Origin of the sequence: Bradyrhizobium sp. AZCC 1719 (genome assembly GCF_036924525.1) — a bacterium.
Taxonomy (GTDB): Bacteria; Pseudomonadota; Alphaproteobacteria; order Rhizobiales; family Xanthobacteraceae; genus Bradyrhizobium.
The window spans coordinates 2,055,529-2,075,815 of the sequence record NZ_JAZHRU010000001.1; the positions used below are offsets into that span (position 1 = coordinate 2,055,529).

The 20,287-nt window shown below is 59.7% G+C and carries 17 protein-coding genes, 1 tRNA gene and 2 pseudogenes; 11 read left to right on the forward strand and 9 right to left on the reverse strand.

Annotation, left to right across the window (positions count from 1 at the left end):
• Window positions 1-362: 362 nt before the first annotated feature.
• The 3 genes from V1292_RS09780 to V1292_RS09790 all read left to right on the forward strand — a co-directional run bounded on the left by V1292_RS09780 (window position 363) and on the right by V1292_RS09790 (window position 4,365).
• Window positions 363-1,856, forward strand: a complete 1,494-nt coding sequence (locus V1292_RS09780) for an MFS transporter (RefSeq protein ID WP_334372121.1) — start codon at window positions 363-365, stop codon at window positions 1,854-1,856.
• Window positions 1,857-1,871: 15 nt separating this feature from the next.
• Window positions 1,872-2,708, forward strand: coding sequence for a trehalose-phosphatase (otsB, locus tag V1292_RS09785; RefSeq protein WP_334369061.1), 837 nt, complete (start codon window positions 1,872-1,874; stop codon window positions 2,706-2,708).
• A 196-nt stretch (window positions 2,709-2,904) separates the two neighbouring features.
• Window positions 2,905-4,365 (forward strand): trehalose-6-phosphate synthase, encoded by a 1,461-nt coding sequence (locus V1292_RS09790; RefSeq protein ID WP_334372123.1) that lies wholly within the window; start codon window positions 2,905-2,907, stop codon window positions 4,363-4,365.
• Between the two features lie 152 nt (window positions 4,366-4,517).
• Here the strand turns inward: V1292_RS09790 and V1292_RS09795 are convergent, their stop codons facing one another.
• Complete coding sequence (locus tag V1292_RS09795; protein WP_442895509.1) at window positions 4,518-4,865, reverse strand: hypothetical protein; 348 nt, start codon at window positions 4,863-4,865, stop codon at window positions 4,518-4,520.
• Between the two features lie 196 nt (window positions 4,866-5,061).
• Between V1292_RS09795 and V1292_RS09800 the strand changes: the two genes are divergently transcribed.
• From V1292_RS09800 to V1292_RS09810, 3 genes are all read left to right on the forward strand, one after another.
• A tRNA-Ser gene (locus tag V1292_RS09800) sits at window positions 5,062-5,151 on the forward strand.
• A 153-nt stretch (window positions 5,152-5,304) separates the two neighbouring features.
• The gene (locus V1292_RS09805; RefSeq protein WP_334372125.1) at window positions 5,305-5,544 is read left to right on the forward strand and encodes a hypothetical protein; all 240 of its coding nucleotides are present in this window, start codon (window positions 5,305-5,307) and stop codon (window positions 5,542-5,544) included.
• A 144-nt stretch (window positions 5,545-5,688) separates the two neighbouring features.
• Window positions 5,689-6,141 carry a hypothetical protein gene (locus V1292_RS09810; RefSeq protein ID WP_334372126.1) on the forward strand — a complete coding sequence of 151 codons (453 nt, stop codon included), beginning with the start codon at window positions 5,689-5,691 and terminating at the stop codon, window positions 6,139-6,141.
• Here V1292_RS09810 and V1292_RS09815 read toward each other — a convergent pair.
• Together V1292_RS09815 and V1292_RS09820 are read right to left on the reverse strand one after the other, a co-directional pair.
• Window positions 6,131-7,012 carry a hypothetical protein gene (locus V1292_RS09815; protein ID WP_334372128.1) on the reverse strand — a complete coding sequence of 294 codons (882 nt, stop codon included), beginning with the start codon at window positions 7,010-7,012 and terminating at the stop codon, window positions 6,131-6,133. The genes V1292_RS09810 and V1292_RS09815 overlap by 11 nt on opposite strands.
• A gap of 165 nt (window positions 7,013-7,177) precedes the next feature.
• Window positions 7,178-8,015 (reverse strand): annotated as a pseudogene (locus V1292_RS09820) (helix-turn-helix domain-containing protein).
• Window positions 8,016-8,362: 347 nt separating this feature from the next.
• On the opposite strand from V1292_RS09820, the gene V1292_RS09825 reads away from it, so the two are divergent.
• From V1292_RS09825 to V1292_RS09835, 3 genes are all read left to right on the forward strand, one after another.
• On the forward strand, window positions 8,363-8,542 hold the full coding sequence (locus tag V1292_RS09825; RefSeq protein WP_334372130.1) for a hypothetical protein: 180 nt from the start codon (window positions 8,363-8,365) through the stop codon (window positions 8,540-8,542).
• Between the two features lie 164 nt (window positions 8,543-8,706).
• The gene (locus tag V1292_RS09830) at window positions 8,707-9,369 is read left to right on the forward strand and encodes a DUF4760 domain-containing protein (RefSeq protein WP_334372131.1); all 663 of its coding nucleotides are present in this window, start codon (window positions 8,707-8,709) and stop codon (window positions 9,367-9,369) included.
• Between the two features lie 589 nt (window positions 9,370-9,958).
• Window positions 9,959-10,855, forward strand: a complete 897-nt coding sequence (locus tag V1292_RS09835) for a hypothetical protein (RefSeq protein WP_334372133.1) — start codon at window positions 9,959-9,961, stop codon at window positions 10,853-10,855.
• A 187-nt stretch (window positions 10,856-11,042) separates the two neighbouring features.
• On the opposite strand, the gene V1292_RS09840 is transcribed toward V1292_RS09835, so the two are convergent.
• Both V1292_RS09840 and V1292_RS09845 read right to left on the reverse strand, forming a co-directional pair.
• Complete coding sequence (locus V1292_RS09840) at window positions 11,043-12,125, reverse strand: murein L,D-transpeptidase family protein (protein ID WP_334372135.1); 1,083 nt, start codon at window positions 12,123-12,125, stop codon at window positions 11,043-11,045.
• A gap of 189 nt (window positions 12,126-12,314) precedes the next feature.
• Window positions 12,315-12,992 (reverse strand): nitroreductase, encoded by a 678-nt coding sequence (locus V1292_RS09845; RefSeq protein WP_065732051.1) that lies wholly within the window; start codon window positions 12,990-12,992, stop codon window positions 12,315-12,317.
• Window positions 12,993-13,762: 770 nt separating this feature from the next.
• On the opposite strand from V1292_RS09845, the gene V1292_RS09850 reads away from it, so the two are divergent.
• Window positions 13,763-14,875, forward strand: a complete 1,113-nt coding sequence (locus tag V1292_RS09850) for a TRAP transporter substrate-binding protein (protein WP_334372139.1) — start codon at window positions 13,763-13,765, stop codon at window positions 14,873-14,875.
• A 163-nt stretch (window positions 14,876-15,038) separates the two neighbouring features.
• On the opposite strand, the gene V1292_RS09855 is transcribed toward V1292_RS09850, so the two are convergent.
• From V1292_RS09855 to V1292_RS09870, 4 genes and pseudogenes are all read right to left on the reverse strand, one after another.
• Window positions 15,039-16,574: a TRAP transporter large permease gene (locus V1292_RS09855; protein ID WP_334372141.1), complete on the reverse strand. Its 1,536-nt coding sequence runs from the start codon at window positions 16,572-16,574 to the stop codon at window positions 15,039-15,041.
• 6 nt (window positions 16,575-16,580) lie between these two features.
• Window positions 16,581-17,156: a TRAP transporter small permease subunit gene (locus V1292_RS09860; protein ID WP_334372143.1), complete on the reverse strand. Its 576-nt coding sequence runs from the start codon at window positions 17,154-17,156 to the stop codon at window positions 16,581-16,583.
• A 294-nt stretch (window positions 17,157-17,450) separates the two neighbouring features.
• A pseudogene (locus V1292_RS09865) lies at window positions 17,451-18,090 on the reverse strand (2-dehydro-3-deoxy-6-phosphogalactonate aldolase).
• Window positions 18,091-18,101: 11 nt separating this feature from the next.
• The gene (locus V1292_RS09870) at window positions 18,102-19,028 is read right to left on the reverse strand and encodes a 2-dehydro-3-deoxygalactonokinase (protein WP_334372145.1); all 927 of its coding nucleotides are present in this window, start codon (window positions 19,026-19,028) and stop codon (window positions 18,102-18,104) included.
• A 221-nt stretch (window positions 19,029-19,249) separates the two neighbouring features.
• Between V1292_RS09870 and V1292_RS09875 the strand changes: the two genes are divergently transcribed.
• On the forward strand, window positions 19,250-20,242 hold the full coding sequence (locus tag V1292_RS09875) for a Bug family tripartite tricarboxylate transporter substrate binding protein (protein WP_334372147.1): 993 nt from the start codon (window positions 19,250-19,252) through the stop codon (window positions 20,240-20,242).
• Window positions 20,243-20,287: the final 45 nt, after the last annotated feature.

Genomic DNA, 20,287 nt, shown 5'->3' on the forward strand with positions numbered 1-20,287 from the left:
GGGTGACCCAGTATCCCAGAGACAGCAGTGATTGAACCGATAAGCCGCGGTGTACTGGATCCCCCGCTTTCGCGTGGGATGACAGCTTGTGGTGTCTCGGCACTCGCCGTCATTACGAGTGCAGCGAAGAAAAGAACGAATGGATTGCTTCGCTTCGCCCGCAATGACGTGGCGAGGCCCGCGTGAAACCTCGCGCATGCACAGTACACGGCAACAGCTATGCAATTTCGCCGTGCGAAAGTCTCCGGAACCGCACCCTCTGCGAGGCGTTATCTTCACGGCGGGCATCATGTTTGCCGCAATTGAGCGTGAAAACCCTGGGGCTGGGGCGTTCCGGGGTGTTTTTTCATTGGCCAAATCCGATGGATGTGAAAGCGATACGGCGAGGGGCGGCGGTGGCTGAAAGCGCGTCCATTACGCAGCAGGATAATGCTCGTGTCGTCGAGACCAGCATACCGGCGCGGCTCGATTGCCTGCGCTGGGGCGGCTTTCACACCCGCGTCGTGGCCGCGCTCGGCATCACCTGGATTCTGGACGGGCTGGAAGTCACGCTGGCGGGCGCCCTGTCGGGCGCGCTGAAGGAAAGCCCGACGCTGCAATTTTCGAATTTCGATGTCGGCCTTGCCAACAGCGCCTATCTCGCCGGCGCTGTGCTCGGCGCCCTCGGCTTCGGTTGGCTGACGGACCGGATCGGGCGCAAGAAACTGTTCTTCATCACGCTCGCGGTCTATCTCAGCGCGACCGCCGCCACCGCGCTGTCGTGGAATATCGCGAGTTACGCGCTGTTTCGTTTCCTGACCGGGGCGGGCATCGGCGGCGAATATACCGCGATCAACTCGACGATCCAGGAACTGGTGCCGGCGCGCTACCGCGGCTGGACCGATCTCGTGATCAACGGCAGTTTCTGGATTGGGGCTGCGGTCGGCGCGGTCGCGGCCATCGTGTTGCTCGATCCCAACGTGCTGGCGCCGGATCTCGGCTGGCGGATGGCCTACTTCATTGGCGCCGCACTCGGCCTTGTCATTTTCGTGATGCGGATGTGGATTCCGGAAAGCCCGCGCTGGCTGATGATCCATGGCCGTCCCGAGGAGGCGCACGCGATTGTCGACGGCATCGAGAGGTCGTCGAAGAGACATCCGGATCATGAGGCCGACGAAATATTCCCGAAGATCCGCTTACGGATGCGCAGCCACACGCCGCTTGGCGAGGTGGCGCGAACGCTGTTCACGACCTATCGGCAGCGTTCGCTGGTTGGACTGGTGCTGATGGCCTCGCAGGCGTTCTTCTACAACGCCATCTTCTTCACCTTCGCGCTGGTGCTGACCGATTTCTTCGGCATTCCGTCAAATGACGTCGGCTGGTACATCCTGCCCTTTGCGGCGGGCAATTTCCTCGGGCCGTTGTTGCTTGGCCGGCTGTTCGATACGCTCGGCCGCCGCGCGATGATCGCGGCGACCTACGGCATTTCCGGCCTGTTGCTCGCGCTGTCGGGCTACCTGTTCTCGATTGGCGCCTTGAGCGCGCAGACCCAGACCATCGCCTGGATGGTGATCTTCTTCTTTGCCTCGCCGGCGGCGAGTGCGGCCTATCTGACCGTCAGCGAGACGTTTCCGCTGGAGGTGCGCGCGCTCGCGATTGCGCTGTTCTACGCGATTGGAACGGGCATCGGCGGCGTGGCCGGACCGGCGCTGTTCGGTGCGCTGATCGATACCGGATCGCGCAACAGCGTTTTCGCCGGCTACCTGTTCGGGTCGGCATTGATGATCGTGGCCGCCGCTGTCGCGTGGCGGTATGCGGTTGCGGCCGAGCGCAAATCGCTCGAATCTGTCGCACGGCCGCTAGCATGTGTGGAGTAGGATGAGATGGACGACATGAATCAGGATCTGGCCGAAATGTCATTGGAAGACGATATCGCCCGCGAAGACGATGCCGCGCTGGAAACAGTTCCGGTGCCACGCTCGATGGTGCCGCACTTAAGCGAGTCCGCCATTCTGCTCGACATTGACGGCACGCTGCTCGATCTGATGCCGACGCCGCGCGAAGTCTGGGTGCCGCCGGGGCTGGCGAAGACATTGAACCGCCTGCTGGTCAGGACCAACGGCGCGCTGGCGCTGGTCAGCGGCCGCTCGCTCAACGATATCGACCTGATTTTCGCGCCCGATCAATTCCCGGCCGTCGGCGGCCACGGCGCTGAAATGCGGATCGAGCCGGACAGCGAGGCGGTAGCCGCGCACGCCCCGCCGATGGACAAGGAGTTGAAGCGCCGGCTGGCAGCGATCGCAAAATTGAGCCCGGGAATATTGCTGGAGGACAAGGGCTATTCGCTGGCGCTGCACTATCGCCTCGCGCCGCATGCCGAAAAGGCGATCTATGCCGCGGTGTCGCTGATCAGGGCCGATCTGCCCAATGCGCCGATCGAAGTGTTGCCTGGCAAATGTGTCTGCGAGATCAAGCACTCCGGCTTCACCAAGGCGAGCGGCGTGCGCGAATTGATGACGCGCGAGCCGTTCAAGGGGCGCCGTCCGTTCTTCATCGGCGACGACGTTACCGACGAGAGCGTCTTTGCGATCATGCCCGACCTCGATGGCCTGGCCTTCTCCGTCGGCCGCCGTGCCAAAGGCGTGGCCGGGCATTTCGATGCGCCCAGCGACGTCAGGGAATTCCTTACACACCTGCTTGATGACGAAAGGGACGCATCTCTGCCATAATGTCTTTCGTCCCGTCGAGTTTCGAACATAGATTCTCGCGCTTCACGCCGAGGTTCGCGGCAAATTTTATTTTTCGTGAGTTCCGGTGAGTTCCTGCACGCTGCAGCCCGAATTTGGTTTCAATTCGTTGAAAGGGTGATCAGGAACCATATTGATGAACGGTTGTTAACGCGAGCGTACCAACGGGAGGGGACCTGTGAACCTCGTCGTCGTTTCTAACCGCGTTTCGCGCGGAAAACCCAACGAACCCATGACGGGGGGACTCGCTGCGGCGTTATTGCCGATCGTCGAGAAATCGGGCGCTATCTGGGTTGGTTCCAGCGGCCGGGTTCGCGACGGGAACCTGAAGGAACCATTTGCCGAGATCGAAGCGCTTGGCGCCGGCGCACTGGCGATGCTGGACCTGCCGGCCGCGCATTACGGCGGCTATTACGAAGGTTTCGCGAATTCCGCATTATGGCCGGCACTGCATTCGCGCGCCGATCTGATCCGCGCGTCACATGAGGACTATCTCAGCTATCGCGAAGTGAACGCCTTCATGGCGCGCGCGCTGTTGCGATTCCGAAAAGCGGATTCGGCGTTCTGGATTCAGGACTACCATTTCCTCGCGCTCGGCGCCGAACTGCGCGATCTCCGCGTCACCGAGCCGATCGGCTTCTTCCTCCATACGCCGTGGCCGGCCCGTTCGGTGATCGGGGGCGTGCCGCACCATCGCGAGCTGGTCGAGGCGATGCTGGCCTATGATTTGATCGGCTTCCAGACTGAGGAGGACTGCGAGAACTTCCTGGCTTACGCGCAGTCCGACCTCGGCCTCGTCGTGCATGACGGCGTCATCATTTCGCGCTACGGCCGAACGCGCGCTGCGGTATTTCCGATCGGCATCGATCCCCAGCTATTCGCGCAGTTGGCAACGAAGGCGTCGACCCATCCGGATGTCTCGCGGCTGCGGCGCAGCCTGAATGGCGAGAAGCTCGCGATCGGCGTCGACCGGCTGGATTATTCCAAGGGCCTGATCAACCGCATCAAGGCGTTCGACCGGATGTGGACCTTGCATCCGTCACTGGCGCGCACGGTGTCGTTGCTGCAGATCGCAACGCCGTCGCGCGGCGCGATCGAGGCCTACGGCAATCTGCAGAGCGAGGTCGCAAGGTTGGTCAGCGACGTCAACGGCGTTCACGGTGAAGTCGACTGGACGCCGATCCGTTATCTCAACAAGGGCTACGGCCAGGCCGTGCTCGCCGGCCTCTATCGCACTGCGCAGGTCGGCGTGGTCACGCCGCTGCAGGACGGCATGAATCTCGTCGCCAAGGAATATGTCGCCGCGCAAAACCCGGTCGACCCCGGCGTGCTCGTGCTGTCGAAATTCGCCGGCGCCGCCAACGAACTCGACACTGCGCTATTGGTCAATCCGCACGACATCGACGGCATGGCGCGCACCATTGCGATCGCGCTGTCGATGCCGCTAACCGAGCGGCGGATGCGCTGGGAGGCGATGATGGCGAAGCTGCGCGGCCATACTATCCAGCAGTGGTTCGCCGACTTCACCGACGCGCTGCGCGAAAGCCAGCTCGACCGTAGCGAACTGGCGCCTGTCCTGGCGGAGCCCCCGCTATGGCCGCTTCGTTCCGCCAGCAACAACAACGCGCGGTATCATTAGAGTCTGCAAGCTATTTCCCCTCGTCCTGAGGAGCGGCGCCTTCGCCGCGTCTCGAAGGATGAGGCCCGTCTGTGGCCTCATGGTTCGAGACGCGCTTCGCGCTCCTCACCATGAGGGGCGGAGACGGGCACTGGCAATCCAGATGATCGCGTCTAATAGCAATACGACACGCCGTCGAGCACCGGACAGCGCGCCTTGTTCGGCGCGCTCGGATTTTCCATCGGCACCATGCCGCCCTTGCCTGAGCCGGCGAACACGCCGGGGCCGATGACGACGGACGATTTGTTGCCGATGATGACGCTCGGATGCGGCGAGGCCAGTCTCGATCGCGAGCCGTCGGCCCACACGATGGCGTCGCCCGCGAAGATGCCGCGCCGGCCGTCATCGCAGCTTACATCCACGCCCTGACGCGTGCAGGCCTGCGCCATCGCCGGACCCGCCGCGGCGCCTGCACACGCCGATAAAAGGATAGCGAACAGAAGCCCCCGCGCGATGATCATGCCGTCCTCCACCGATTGCGTTGCCACTGTGGTCGTCGATCGTGGCCGGATTCCGGTTCAAGGGCCAGGAAAGCACGCATCATCCGACGCTGAGCGCGCCAAATTGCCAAATGAATTCAAGGAATTGGGGAAATTTTGACGGCTGTGCCCGGCGTCCCTTGCAAAATCAGCGCTGCCCCTTCAAGAGAGGGCCTCCGGAGAGATGGCCGAGTGGCTTAAGGCGCACGCTTGGAAAGCGTGTGTGCGGGAAACCGTACCGTGGGTTCGAATCCCACTCTCTCCGCCATTGGCCGCCTCATCAGACATCACCGAAAAGCCAAGTAGTTCATACCGGTATGCTTCGAGGCGCGCCCCACCGTAAGGTGGGTCAAAAACAAGCCGGCCATCGTAGAGCGTGCTGGTACTATCCGTGTTTATGAATTTACAGGAGGTATAAGAGGTGGCGTTGGAAGAGCAGCTATTGACTGTCTCGTTGACCGATACCTTCCACGATGCCCAGAAGGTGCTCGATTTCCTATATAGGAACGTCCCTCAAACCGCCGAGGAAGCAATCGATACCCCGGATGACTACGCGGAGCAACAGGAGCTGTTGTGCCGCTATGTTGAGAAGGCGTTTCGCGACGTGGCAATCTTGGCCGAGCGACTAGAGCCTTCCAATCCTGGCGAAGAAAATTGCTAAAGCTCGTAAGAAGATCAAAAGCATCGGGGATACGTCCCTGGAACCAGAAGCTCCGACGTTCTATTCACCTCCGTTGCAAATAGCGCGAAGCTATTTTGACTCCTTGCGGGTCATGACCGAGGGGCGTGACATCACGGCTTAGGCGTGTTTGAAAATATTTTGCAAAGCGCCGCGAAGATCATGAAATCGCGTGGCCTCACTCCTGCAAACGAAACGGAAATAACCAAGCAAATTCGAGAAGTATTGCAATTTGCATTTCCAGGGGAGGTGCGCGTTCCTACGATCGAAAAGCAATTGAAGTCGTACAAGCCCGACATCGGGGTGGCAGCACTCATGGCTGCGGTCGAGGTCAAGTTCTGCACTACTGCCGAGGAGGCAAGGTCCGCATTGGATGGGATTTATGCCGACATGAAGGGATATACTGGTCGCGACGACTGGCGTTCGTTCTACGCTGTGATTTACATGACAGAGGCGTTCTATAGCCAGGCGGACGTAGATCGCGAGTTTCGTCTAGTAAAAGCGGAGTACAGCTGGAAGCCCTATGTTGTGAACGGGGCGGGTCAACGCAGGGAGAGGAAAAAGCAACCTACTTCTTGACGCACATCGCCGTTGTTATGTTGTATCCGCACATGTTGCCCGGAATGCCAGGCTGCGGGGTAGTCTTCACGTCTGAGTGCGTTTTGCAGATCTCGGCGAGTTTGATATCCGTTTGATAGCAGGGGATGTGTCCGTCAAACGCAATCCCCGGAAATCTCTTCAAACACTCGGCTGGTTTTTCTCCATAACAAAGGCGCACAAGTGTTGCAGTTGGTGCTGGGTTCTGTGCTGCTTGAGCAGGTCTCTTTTTCTCCTCGTCCGCCTTCTTAGCCGCGTCATCAGCGGCTTTCTTTGTAGCGAGTACAGCTGCTTCCGCCTCCCATTTTTTGTCGAGGTGGATGTAAAGGTTCCAGCCGCCTACGCACAAGCCAGTCACGACCGTAACAAGCAGTGCGGCGAATTGGATGCCTGTAGTCGTTTTATACCAAGGGCTCTTCTCATCTTCCGGTTTCGGGGGGACTGCACTCTCTGAAGCATAGTTGTCGGCGAGTGACAGCGTTCGAGTTAGTCGGTCCCGTAACTGCTGCACTGACTCTATGCTTGTATCTATCCCTAGTTGATCAGCGCGCTCCCACTGCTTTTTATCGACCCAGCCAAGGGCTTTGTACTGGCACATCTCTGCAAAGTCGTGATCGAGACGACTTAGCGCGCGACTTGCTGTCTGCCAGAGCCTCGCGAGTTGGTCTCTTGTGGTTTTCGGCCTCGCCTTGTCGCGCTGCGCCTTCATATGCGCGATTGTGGCAACGAGCGCTTCGTCTATCGCAAACAGAGCATCGTGGACCATCTCCTCCTTTGCATGCGGTGTTACGTCGGTGGTCCAACGGTCCAACCTTTGCATGAAGTACTTGTCGACAAAAACCAATTCCGTCATGACATTCTCCTGCCTACCACAATCTAGCGATAGCCGGGGCATGATACAATTCGGTGTCTCAGGGGTTTTGTGGCTGGAAACGCGTCACCGCACCGTGGGTTCGAATCCCACTCTCTCCGCCACATGCAATGTTTCCGGCCCGGACACATAGGTAACGGATCGTACCTAAGACTTAGGTGACAACCTCGAGCCGAACGGGTTGTCGAGGGGTTGCAGGGTTTTCTGCTCCAGGTCGAAGTATCCCAAATCATAGTGCATGAAGCTGACGAGCCAAATGCCTTCGTCGACTTCCTTGATGCCGAGCTTCTGGCCGGCCAACACGGTTGAGATGTTGATCCTCTTACGATGCAGGCAGAGGCGGCCACAGGCCGTGACCATGACGTCGCGATCGTGGAACGGATAGCTCAGGACCGGCAGACCGGCATAGGTGCATGCTGATGCGATGTAGAGCTCGGCAGGGCACTTCATGTCGAGCGCCTCGTGCGGACGTTCGCCGTTGAACTCGCGGAGGAAGGCATCGAAGCGCTCCTGCTGCTGCGGGCTGTTCGCCCTTGAAGTCGGCGCACCACAGGTCATTGGGAAGCGTGCCCTGCGACAGCGGCGTGCCGCGCGCACGGTGGCGCGGCCCGCCGCCGCGCTTGACCAGGCCGTGGCGGTCGAGCACCGCGTGAATGGTGCTTTTGGCGGGAACCTTGATGTCGCCGTCGAGGCGACGCACCAGCAGTTCGCGAATCTTGCGAGCGCCCCAGTGTGGCTTCTCGCTCTTCAGCCGGACAATCAGGATCTCGGCCTGTTGCGGGAGCTGGTTGGCAAAACGGACCGGCCGCCTGGAGCGGTCGCTCAACGCCTCGAGCCCGTGCTCCTTGTAGCGATCGAAAATCTTGTAGCCGGTCTTGCGGGATATGCCGAACTCCCGGCAGACCTCGGTCATGGCTTCCCCGTCCAGAAGCCGGGCGACAAAGCGAAGGCGCTCTTCCATTACCGAACTCGCTTTCCACGGCATCCACACCTCCCGCAGAACAAAAGCGGAAAGTGTAACCCATGTGTCCGGTACGTTTCGTCACCTATGTCTCGGGCCGCTCAATGCCCAGTGCGTCCCATGCCTTCCTTATCCTATTGTAAATATGAGACGTGGATGAGTTTAGGGCGCAAACATCAAGGCCACCGCCGCCACCATCGGACGAATTGCCAACATGGCGTGTGAAATGGTGGTGGTATCCAATTCCGTTCATTTCGATTGGCGTTGGTAGTCAAGTTGGCCGGAAGGTTATGATTTGGAATTCGATGCAGCGGAGAAAGGCGAAAGAAGCGCGACGCAACGGAAGCCGAGCGCGATCATGAGCAGCCCCCATGCCCGACTACCGCGCATTCAAGCTGACACGCGCAGGCCATGTCATCACCGCCACTGCACTTCACGGCGGCGAAGATGATGCCAAGGCACGCGCCCGCAAGCTGGCCACCGACGCGCCGGTAGAGCTATGGGAAGGTCCGCGCCGGATAGCGCGCTATGAGCGGCAGCGCGGGCCGTAGAGAGGCGCAGGCCGGAGTTTCTGCCGCCTGCGCGCTGACTGCATAGGCGGCCTTCCTATCGTCTTGAGTCTGGTGAAGGGGCCATTTGGTGCCGAAAGGCGTTGGCAATCCTATTCGGGTTTGCGTTAATTGCGCCGGTTCAGGACGCTGGCTGGCAGGGTCAAATGGATATTTCACGCAAAGCTATAATTTGGACGCTCTTGGCCGTCGTGGCGCTCTGGGCGGCTACACCTGCAATTATTGGTTTACTCCCGCTCAAAGACTGGGCCGAGCGTGGGCAGGTGGGCGACCTGTTTGGGAGCATCAACGCGCTGTTTTCTGGTCTAGCCTTTGCTGGCGTGATCTTCGCAATCCTTCTACAGCGGCAAGAACTAGCGCTTCAACGGCAAGAGTTGCGAGACACGCGCGCGGAAATGAAACGAACGGCGGACGCGCAGGACGCTGCACAACAAGCGCTCAACAAAACAATTTGGGCGCAATCGTTCAAAGTTGCGGTCGATATCGTGGATAATGTTGATATTGTTAGGGACAGGGAGTTCATCGCGCAACAGTCAGTCGCATTCCAAGCGCCGCGCTGGCAGTGGACACAACAACAGCTGGATACATCGGAACGCGTGACTCGATCGTTTGAAACGGTCGGAACGATGATTCGCAGAGGATTGCTTCCGCTCGAATACTTCGACGGCTGGTGTATTGCGATCACGCGAAGCTGGGACATCCTCGAAAGCGGTATCCGCAAACAGCGAGAGGAACGAAATGACAATTTCATCGGCCGCGACTTTGAATGGTTGGTTGGCCAGATGAGGCCGTTTTTGCCGGAGAAATGAAATCTCGCGCTGACTGCACGCCATACTAGCCGCCGCGCTGGGCTATACGATCTTCTATCCGTCTTAGCCGTTGGACAGGGGGTATAAGGGGGAGAGCGAACACCCCGTTGCAAAGCGTTGGAAGAGGTTGGAAGCGGGTCGGAAGACTTTTGGCCCAGCGCTCCGCCGGAAAGAGCGCTGAATACACGTTAAGCTATTGATCCTCAAAAGATAAAAATCCGTCCGTCATCCGTCCGCCATCCAGCGACTCAGGTCGGACAGCAATTGCATCGAGCAATCAATCACTTGCGAAACAGCGAGTCAGTCCAGCGGTCTCTTCTCGAGTCCGCGCAAGGCGTAAGAAATTTTCGATCTTGTTGATATCGTTGTGGATTTTTAATTCTTTGATCGTCGCTATTGCCGGTTGTCGATATCCGCGTCCAATTCGTTTCGCGCTCACTCAAACAAACGGACGTGTTGGCTATGAATAACCACCAGCGACTCTGTATAAGATTTCTAGGCACTGAAATACACGCACAAGGCATAGTTGGCATTGTGGCTGTCGTTACAATCATCGCCCTTGTTCTGGCGACCTCATGAGCAACGCGCTATGAGACTTAGTCGGCTGATCCAGCAATACAAAGACGATTCAGCTTCGCCTTATGCCGATCTGAGCTTCGCCGTTCGGACTCGCCGCGCTCGGTTGCTAACGCGGATCGTTCGTGAACATGGCAATGTCGCGCTTCCAACAATCAGAGTCCGCGCATTGGTTTCCTGGCATCGAGAATGGCAGGGTGACGATAAGGTCGCGATTGCGCACGCATTGATAAGCCGCCTTCGTGATGTATTCCGATTTGGTGCGATTTTCTTGGAGGACGCGGAATGCGCGCGGCTTTTGGCCGCGCTAAGAGAAATGCGCTTCGAGAAGCCCAAACCGCGCCTAACCACAATGTTAGCCGATCACGCGATTGCTATCAGGAAAAGCGCACATGAGAGGGGATGGCCCTATCTTGCCTTGGCTCAGTCTCTGCAATTTGATCTTCGGCTCAACGCCAAGCAAGTTATCGGCGAATGGGTGCCCATGTCTGAACCCGGAGATTCAGATGTAGTCATGCAGCATCCTAGAGAAAAACAGAAAAAGAAGTGGATTCGCGGCCTTCGATGGGAAGATATTGATCAGGACCTTGTTTTACATCGCACGGGTAGCAGCGGGCAAAGGCAGCGTGAAGTGAATCTAAAGTCAATGCCCATGGTGCTGCAAGAACTGGCGACTTTGGTTCGCGTGTCGCCCGCCGCGATCACGCGTGCTGATCTGCCGAAAACCGGGCCGGTCATTTTGTGCGAAATAAACGCGTGGCCTTACACAAGTGCAGAATATCGCCGGAAATGGCGAAAGGTAGCCAACCAAGCTGGCCTTCCAAAGCACATCCAAAATAGCGACAATAGCAGGACAGACGAGAAGAACGCTTTGCGACGGAACACGCCGCGACATGCTTTTGATTTCTAGTTTCACAGGGCCGGTACCGACCGGCCGGGCTCCTATCATGAACTAAGAACAATGGCGCGGTAATGGACACCGCCTAACTATCAGACCCACGAACACAGTAGCCCCCCGATAGACCTTCGCTCCGACACCACCGCATTCGCTGGAAACGTGTCATTCGGCCAGCGCGACGCTGACGTCGGACAAATCTTCAGCACTGGCTCGATGGGAAGCCGGCACGGGCCGCATCACACACAATCGGTTTGGAGAACGACGTACCAAACCATTTGCTCGTCAACGAGCCATAATGGTCGATCCAGGGGATCGGCGGCAATTGCGGCAGGTAGGATGCATACGGCATCACTTTCGCAAGCGTCACCCGGCCCGGAAATTTTGCGAGGAAAGCCTTGTTCATTCCGCCGTCAAGTCCGCTGTAGATCGGGGCAACCGGCACGTTATCTTCAAGCAATCGCGCGTATTCGAGCTCGTCGGCGCGCCTCTTCTCCAATGCCCGCCGCGCGATTTCCGGGTTTACGACGAAGGGCGGGCATTTTTCGATCGCGTTGAACACGAGAGGGTGCGGCGAATTCGGGAGAGGTTGCGCATCGAACACATAGCGGCGGTTGCACACATCCACCTTGGGTTCGCGTCCCGTCGTCTCGAAATGATCGTTGCCGACCTTGAGCATTTTCCAGAAGGCCAGGTTGGGACTGTTTCGATGCCGCGCCAGGTTCGCCGGCGTCAGGCGGAACGGATAGGCCTGGACCTGGAACGACGGCCGGCCGCTGAGTGAGTCGCGCGCCAGCGAATAGATTTCGCTGATCTGTTCGTCGGTCATGGCATAGCAACCGCTCGACCAGCAGTCGCCGTGGATCATGAGGAAGCTGCCGTTGCGCTTGTTCGCCCTGTCGAAGCTGTTGGGGTAGCCGAGGTTGATCGACAGATAGAAGTTGGAGTTGGGATTCATCAACTCAGGTGTAATCGTATAAAACCCTTCCGGAGCCTGTCGGTCGCCCTCGTACAACTTCGGCCCGAGATCGCCCGACCACCGGCAGATCGGATAGGTCTTGAGGATCTGGAAACGGCCGGTCGTGTCCTGTTTCCAGACTTCGAGCTCCGCCTCTTCCTTGAAGAGACGCACGACTATAGGTGAATATTTTGGCATCTTCTTCTGTTCGAGCAGCGCGAGCAGCTCGGCCGGTAATTCCTGTGTCGCCTTGGCCGGCAACGGCTTGCTGCTTTCGCCAAGGCACGTGACCGGCGTCAAGGCAGCGGCAAAAGCCGCCGCCAGCACGAGAGCCTTAGCCGTTCCGATTGAATCGGAACGGGGCTCTCGCCTCTTGTTTTGACGCGTTTTCTTGACGCGAACCGGTACCCACCCCGGATCAAGTCCGGGGCAGGCTTTCGCTGGGAAACGCTCTAGTGCACGTCGGACCATGGCGCGGATCACTGCTGTACCTCCAGCCCTTCCGCCCGCGCGCCGCTACTTCTCAAACCCGACGAACACCGTAGCTTCCTCGACAGACTTCCGCTCCGACACGACCGCATTCGCCGGAAAAGTTTCATCCGGCCAGCCCAGCGCGATACTTTTCATGATGACCTGATCGTCGGCAATCCCTGCGTGCTCGCGCACCACGGGGGACTGCATGATGCCCTGGCTGTTGATCACGGCGCCGAGCCCACGAGACCAGGCGGCATTGACCAGGGCAGTCGCCACGGCGCCGCAGTCGAAGGGCGTATCGTCGCTGCCGTCGAGCACGCGGTCATAGGTAATGATCACGCAGACGGGCGCGTCGAATTGGCGGAAGCCGCGCAGCACCCAGTCCTGGCGCTTGTCCTTGTTGTCGCGCTCGATTCCCATCGCGGAGAACAATTGCTTGGCGACACCGACCTGCCGGTCGCGGTGCTTGCCTGCAAAGGGCTGGCCCGTGCGAAACTCGCGCGACTGCGGGATGCCCGCCACCATCCGTTCGGTGTTGCCGGCGCGGATGCGATCCAGCGGTTCGCCTGATATGACGTAGAAATTCCAGGGCTGGGTGTTCATCGACGACGGGGCGCGCATCGCCAAACCAATGATTTCCGCAATCAGCGCCTTGGGTACCGGATCGGGTTTGTAACCCCGGATACTCCGGCGACCGAGAATAACGTCATCAAACTGCATCTGTGTGGGATTCCCTGACACTTCTAAACCAGCCCGGATTTTCGCGGTTTCTGCACCCTCGTGCAAGCGACGAGCCGCCTGCGTGGGCCTTTCTCACTTGGTGGTCACTTCCGACTCGCGTCGGTGACGCGTCCTCAACGAGGTACTCACGCGGATAGAAGCTGTCACGACGCAGCATCCGATCACAGGCAGGGGACGTCTGACGCCACAACAGACAGAGTCCGTTTGCGTGCCCGTGGTCGTTTAGCGGATTTCGTGATGGTGAAATTGTGCCGCTGATTTGCCCGACGTGTCAAATTTTCGGTCCAGACCGTCGGTTGCGGCGGCCGCCGGCTACTTTGCATGGGGTTGTTTTCAATATTTTTGGTGGAGCCGCGGCGACCCGGCGCGACGGCACCGCTCTTCAGGCTGTTGCTCAAATCGTGGGTTTTGGTCCAGGAAGGTCGAAAATGCTTTGTCTTTCAATGGGGATTGACCGACACTCTCTCCGCCAGCCCTCAAAATGTCCGGCCCATCTATTCGAACAGCTTCGCCGCTGCCCAGAGGGCCCTTTTTGCCGCCGCAAGCGGCTGTCTAGCCTAATCACGAACCGGGATGACCGGACGGCTGCTTTAACGGCCTGCGGGTTCATCTTACTGGCGGCTTACGAAGCCAAAGGGCCGCACTGGCTGACGGCACCTCACCGCTGTAGGCTATTCGTATGCTGGCCGCCCCTGGGTCGCCCGCACTCTGCCAAAAGGGAGCAAAAGCAAAAGGGAGGGAGACGTCCGATGAAAATGAGTTCTCTTAGGAAAGTCGCTCTGGTCGCAGCAATCTCCGCCACCTTGGCGTTCGCGGGCACAGCGCTCGCCCAACAGCCTCGGGTCCTCAAGATACAATCGGCGGTTCCGCCATCGTCCACCACGCACGATGCTCTCAAGTTTTTTGCTGAGCGCGTCGACAAGCTAACCGGCGGCAATCTCAAGATCGAGGCGCTGCCGGGCGGCGCGGTCGTTCCGCCGTTCGAGATCCTGGATGCCACGCACAAGAAGGTGATCGACGGCGCCTATGGCATCTCCTACTGGTGGTACGGCAAGAGCGTCACCGCGACGCTGTTCGCCAATACACCGGCCGGCATCTTCGGCATGGATGCTGTCGACTTCATTGGCTGGGTTTACGAGGGCGGCGGCCTCGATCTGTGGAACGAGTTCTATCAGAAGGAGCTCAAGCTTAATCTGGTGGCGTTTCCGAGCATTCCGCCGAGCCCGCAGGCGCTCGGCTGGTTCAAGCGTCCGATCAAGGACCTGCCCGACTTCAAGGGAATGAAGTGCCGCCAGACCGGTATCGTTTCCCAGCTTTACGCCAAAATGGGAATGGCGGTTGTCAACATGCCGGGTGGTGAGATCCTGCCCGCCGCAGAGCGCGGAACGATCGATTGTGCCGAGTGGGTCGGCGGCATCGAGGATCTGCGACTCGGCCTGCATACGGTCTGGAAATACCACTATACACCCGGCATGCATGAGAGCGCCTCGGTCGCCGAGATCGCGATCAACAAGGACGTGTGGGACAGCCTGCCGCCGCAGAACCAGGAGGCCATCAAGTCGGCCACAACAGAGACGTTCCTGCGCTGGTGGGCCAGCTTCCAGCGACAAAACGCGGACGCGATCGCGGAGTTTACGGAGAAGCACGGCGTGAAGCTGCTGACGACGCCGCCTGAGGTCAATCAGGCCTTCCTTAAAACCTGGGACGAATTTGCTGCGGCGGAGGCCGCGAAGAATCCGTTCTTCAAGAAAGTCTACGAATCCCAGAAGGCCTATGCCTCAAAGGTCGTGCCAGCCAAGCGCTTCATGTTCCCGTCCTACGCATTGCAGGCGGACCACTATTGGCCCGTTAAGCAGCCTTGAACGCGATGGGATTAGATTGAATCGCCATCGCGCTCTAAGTTGATTGAGCATGATCTTTCGGAGAACCGGTACCCATTCCTCTGGACCACGCTCCGCGAAGAAAGACATAACTGGAAAGGGCGGCCTCGGCCGCCCTTCTTGATATGGGGCAGCCAATCGCTGCTTACCTGACAAGGTTCGGCAACCACAGTGCGATTTGCGGGAACAACAGCAGCAGCGCCAGGACTATGACCTGAATCACCATATAGTCGGACATGCCCCTGTAAATTGTGCCCAAGCTCCATTGCGGAACGACGTTCCGCAGGTAGTACGCCGACATTGCAACGGGCGGGCTCAAATACGACGTCTGCATATTGACGGCGGTCAGTGCGCCAAACCAAATCAGCAGGTCCAGCTTGTTCAAACCGAACTGAAGCTTTTCGACCACCGGCAAAACAATCGGAAGAAAGACCAGGATGATCACGGGCCATTCGAATGGCCAGCCGAGGACGAAAAAGATCACCATGATCAATGCCAGCTTCCACCAGTCACTCAACGGAAGGGCGAGCAGGTAATTGGTAATCAGGTTCGCCGTACCCAGCTTGGTGAAGACAGCGCCGAACACCGTCGAGGCCACCGCCAGAAACAGCACCATGGCCGAAGTCACCATCGTGCCGATGGCCGCGTTGGTGATCGATTGCATGCTGAGCCGGCCGTAAAAGAATGCAAGGAGGACAGCGCCGAAAGCCCCGCACGAGGCTGCCTCGGTCGGTGTGGCGATTCCACCGACGATGGTTCCGAGGGTAAATCCGATCAGTGCGCTGAGAGGCGCAACGCCGAGCATGATGGCGCGGAAGTAGGCGTTCCGGAAGTAGGGGTAAGCCGTCAGAATCGCTAACACCGAAGCGATGGCCGATAGGCTAAACGGCCCGATCGCAAACGACAGACGCGGTACACGCGCTTGGCTTAACAACAAATCGAGCAGCAGATACGCCAATGCGACCAGGCACGCGAGGCCCAATCCGACTACAGGAGCGCCTACCTTTTCCGTCGTCATCGCGTCATAGGTGGCTGTGCGCTCCTCCATGGTCATGGCTGGACCGAGCTTCGGATTGATCAAGCTACGGACGAGCGTATAGGCAATATAGGAGCCAGCGAGCAGAAAGCCCGGGCCGAACGCCGCTGAATAAAGAAGATTGACGGGCACGCCCATGACCGGGCCCATCACTACCAGCATTACGCTCGGAGGGACCAGAATGCCGAGCGTACCGCCGGCGGCGATTGCACCCGCTGATAGCCGCGCGTCATAGCCGGTTTTGATCATCATCGATCCGGCCATGATGCCGAGCACGGTCACCGCGGCGCCCACGATGCCGGTCGCCATCGCAAAAATAGTCGCCGTTAGAATCACGGCTAAATAGAGCGATCCGCGCACCGGCGCGAGAACGCTGCGCAAAGCCACGAACAGCCGCTCCATGAGTCCGGCCTGTTCGGTCATGTAGCCCATGAAGATGAACAGCGGCACGGCGGGAAAGATTTCGTCTTTCATCGTGCCCCAGATTTGCAGGTAGGCGAGATTGAAAGTCTGCTCCCACCCGAGGCCAATTGCACCAAACACAAGGGCAAGAAACAGCAGCGTGAAGGAAATCGGAAAACCGATGAAAATGACGAGGACCATACCGACGAGCATGGCAATTCCGAGAGCTTCGGCGGCGGTCATGGTTCTTCAGACCTCGATCTTCTCGTGCCTGGCCAAGAATGCGCCGGTTCGCCAAGCCCAGAGGCTCTTCATCAGCTCCGAGATACCTTGCAAGAACAGCATGAACGCCGTCAGCGGAATCACCCCGCGCAGCGGCCACAGGACCGGCGTCCACGCGCCGGAGCTTCCGCGTTCGTCGATCGAGAGCGAGTACAGGAAATCGTCGATCGAGAGGAAGAACAGCACGACCATTGTCGGCAGGAAGAACAGCAGAAACGCCAGGCTGTCGATCATGCCTTTCGTGCGATCCGAGAATGCTTCCCACAGTACATCGGTGCGGATGTGAGCGCCCTTCAGGAGCGCCAATGCCGAGCCCAGCATGAACAAGGTCGCGTAGGACATCGTCGTCACATCCAGGGCCCAGACCGTGGGATCCCCCAGGACGTAGCGGGCAAAAACCTCGACCACATTGGCGCAAATCAGGGGAATGATCGAGAGGACGAAGAGGTACCCGGTCAATTCCGTGAACTTGTCGATGCCACGGATGACGGCCAAATAGCCGCGGGGTGGCATGGGCTTTGGCGAAGCAGAAATGTTGGCCATTGCAGTATGCCCAGACGGCGCCCGCCTTGGACTTCCCTATAAGAGTGCGCGCCACCGCTCCACTCAAATGATCCCGATGCTAGCTTAGCGGCCGTCCGGGTGCCAGCGGATGAATGGCCGCGGCGATCGGTCAGGATTGCGATGCACAATTAGGCGAAAAGCAATCCCACGGCGACAAACAGATAGGCACACGTTTCGCCAGCTCGGTCTCTGCCGGGGGCGGATAGACGAGCGCCCGCGGGTGCCGCGCCATAGCTGCGAAGCAGCGACGGGCGGGTCGGACCGCTCGCCGATCTACCCCGTCTGTTGAACAGCCATGTCATACGCCTCGATCGTCGTCCTGGCGCGTGCGGCTACTTCCGCTGCCGTCATGCCGGGCTTGTAGAGGCTGCTGCCGAGGCCGAACGCCAGAATGCCGGCCCGCGTGTAATCCGCGAAGTTCTTGTCGGAGACGCCGCCGACGGCGGCGATCATCAGGTCTGGTGGAAGCACGGCGCGGATCGCGGTGATGCCCGCCGCGCCAAGCACGCTCGCGGGGAAGAATTTGAGGCTCGAGGCGCCAGCCTTGGCGGCCAGCAGCGCCTCCGTTGGACTAAAGACGCCGGGCATCGTGACCATGCCGCGCGCCCGGGCGCCGGCAATGATTTCGGGGTCGACATTGGGAGTTACGAGGAGCCGGCCGCCCACGTCGTGGAGCCGGGCAACATCGTCTAGCGTCAAGACCGTGCCGGCCCCAACCAGGATTCCGGCGGGTGCCTTCCTGACGGCGATCTCGATTGAGCGGAATGGATCCGGCGAGTTGAGCGGGATCTCGATCGCCGTCATGCCGCTCTCGATCAGCACGCTGACGATACCCTCTGCCCTCCTCGGGCCTCACGCCGCGCAGGATTGCGACCAGCGGACGCTTCATCGGGGGAAATGGGACAACGCTCATCGTCTGATCCTTCATACGTTCCAAATCGAGTGAGCGGCCATTGCAAGGCCGCGCCGGACCGCATCCTCGGCACCGATTGATCGGACAGGAACGGAGACCGTGTCAAACGCCAATTGGTAGAGCATCTGGAGCCTTCCTGACGCCACCAGCGTGATGCCCGCCTTGGGAGCTTCCTTGGGAGCTTCGCCGGCGAGCCCCGCCGCCAGTTCAAGACCGATGAGCGTGCCCGATATTTTTTCGCGGGCCGAGGATGGCTTGCCGCCGTAGAGGAGTTGACCCGATCGCACCTGGAACAACAGATTGGCAGCGAACGCTGGCGCCTCAAAGGCGGCAACGACCGCTGACTTGAATGTCTCGACATCTTCCGCTTCATCGGCGCCGGCCACCGCGTGGGACAGGATCGTTTCGCGCGACACGACGTCGAACAGCTCGCCCGTCATGAACGTGGCGAAGCGCTCGACGGTCCCTCTACTCGCCGTGACCCATTTCGAATGGGTGCCCGGCATGCAGACGAGCGCGTCGTCAGCCGCGTCCGCGCCCAAGGCGCCGAGCAACTGTGTTTCCTCGCCCCGCATGACGTCCGGCGCCTTGGGGTCTCGTTGTGCTATTCCCGGGAGGATGCGGATGTCACGGTCCTGTCCCGGCACCACGACGGCCTGCTTCAGGATCGATGCAAGCCGCGCCGGCGTCTCGACATAGCCGGCTTCGACCCACCCCTGCCGCGCGCCGGCCATGCCGCAGATGACAACGGGCAACCCATCCGCGGCACCGACGGCTTTTAGATGCGATTGCAGTACGGTTGCGAAGCCAAGCTTGCCTGCCGCCATCATGCCTTCGTGGCTGCGCCGCTCCCCCAGCACGTTGCCGGCCCGGCCGACCAGCCAAAGCCGAAAACTGCTCGTGCCCCAATCGACCGCAACATATGCAGCCTCGCTCATTTCATATCCGTCCCGATGCTATTCTCGCGCCTTGGGGACATGGTATCACGCCGATCAGCCGGTGAGCTACGTTCGCTTTCCATTTGATTTGCGGAAGCGCAATCAGCATGATCCGAGGTCATGTGAAGCCAGGCCGTTGCTGCGGCGTGGCTTTGCCAACGAGCACACGTCCGCGACAACGCGGCATGACAACAAAAAGAATGACTTGGGAGGACGCCGTCGTGATCAATTTGCCCTTCAGACGTGCAATCGCGGGCCTTGGCCTGCTGATTGCGGCACTCTCGCCGCAGGCGCACGCGCAATCGTCCGCCAAGACGGTGACGCTGGTGGTGCCCTTTGCGGCCGGCGGCGGCACCGACACCGTCGCGCGCCTGATCGGCGAGCGGATGTCGCGCACGCTCGGCCAGACCGTCATTATCGAGAACGTTGTGGGAGGAGGCAGCGCGCTGGCCAATGATCGCGTGGCTCGATCGGCGCCCGACGGCACCACGATCCTCATCAATCACGTCGCGCTGCTTGCGGCGCCCAGCCTGTTCACCAACCTGCGCTACGATACCAAAGCGGCGTTTGAGCCGGTCGGCCTCGTCAACAACGCACCGATGGTTCTGATCGGCCGCAAGTCGATCCCCGGCGCGGGACCAAAGGACTTTGTGGACTGGATCAAGGCGCAACGCGACAAGGCGAACTTCGCGCATGGCGGCCTCGGGACCAACAGTCATTTGTGCGCCGTGATGATGGGCAATGTGCTCGGCTTCAAGCCCACAGTCGCAGCCTATCGCGGATCGGCACCGGCCATCTCCGATCTGCTGGCGGGGCAGATCGATCTTTTGTGGGATCAGGTGACCAACGCGCTGCCGCAGATTCAGGCCGGAACGCTGCACGGCATCGCCATCACCTCGCCGCAACGGCTTGAACAGTTGAAGGACGTGCCGACCACCGCCGAGCTTGGCATGCCCGAGGTCAGCTATTCGATGTGGCATGGGCTCTACGTCGCGAAGGGCACGCCCAAGGAAACCGTCGGCGCGCTGAATTCGGCGCTCCGTGCGGCACTGGCCGACCCGCCCCTGCTGGAGAAGCTGAAGCAGCTTGGAACTCTGCCGTTTCCCGAAAACGAGCTGTCGCCCGAGGCGCACGCGCGCCTGTTCGCCAGCGATCTGACGCGGGTGGCCAAGCTCGTTGAAAGCTCGGGAATCAAGGCGAGCGAAGCGAAGTAAGCGCACCTTGTGCGGCGTGGAGTGGTTGCGCTGAAATCAGCGCAC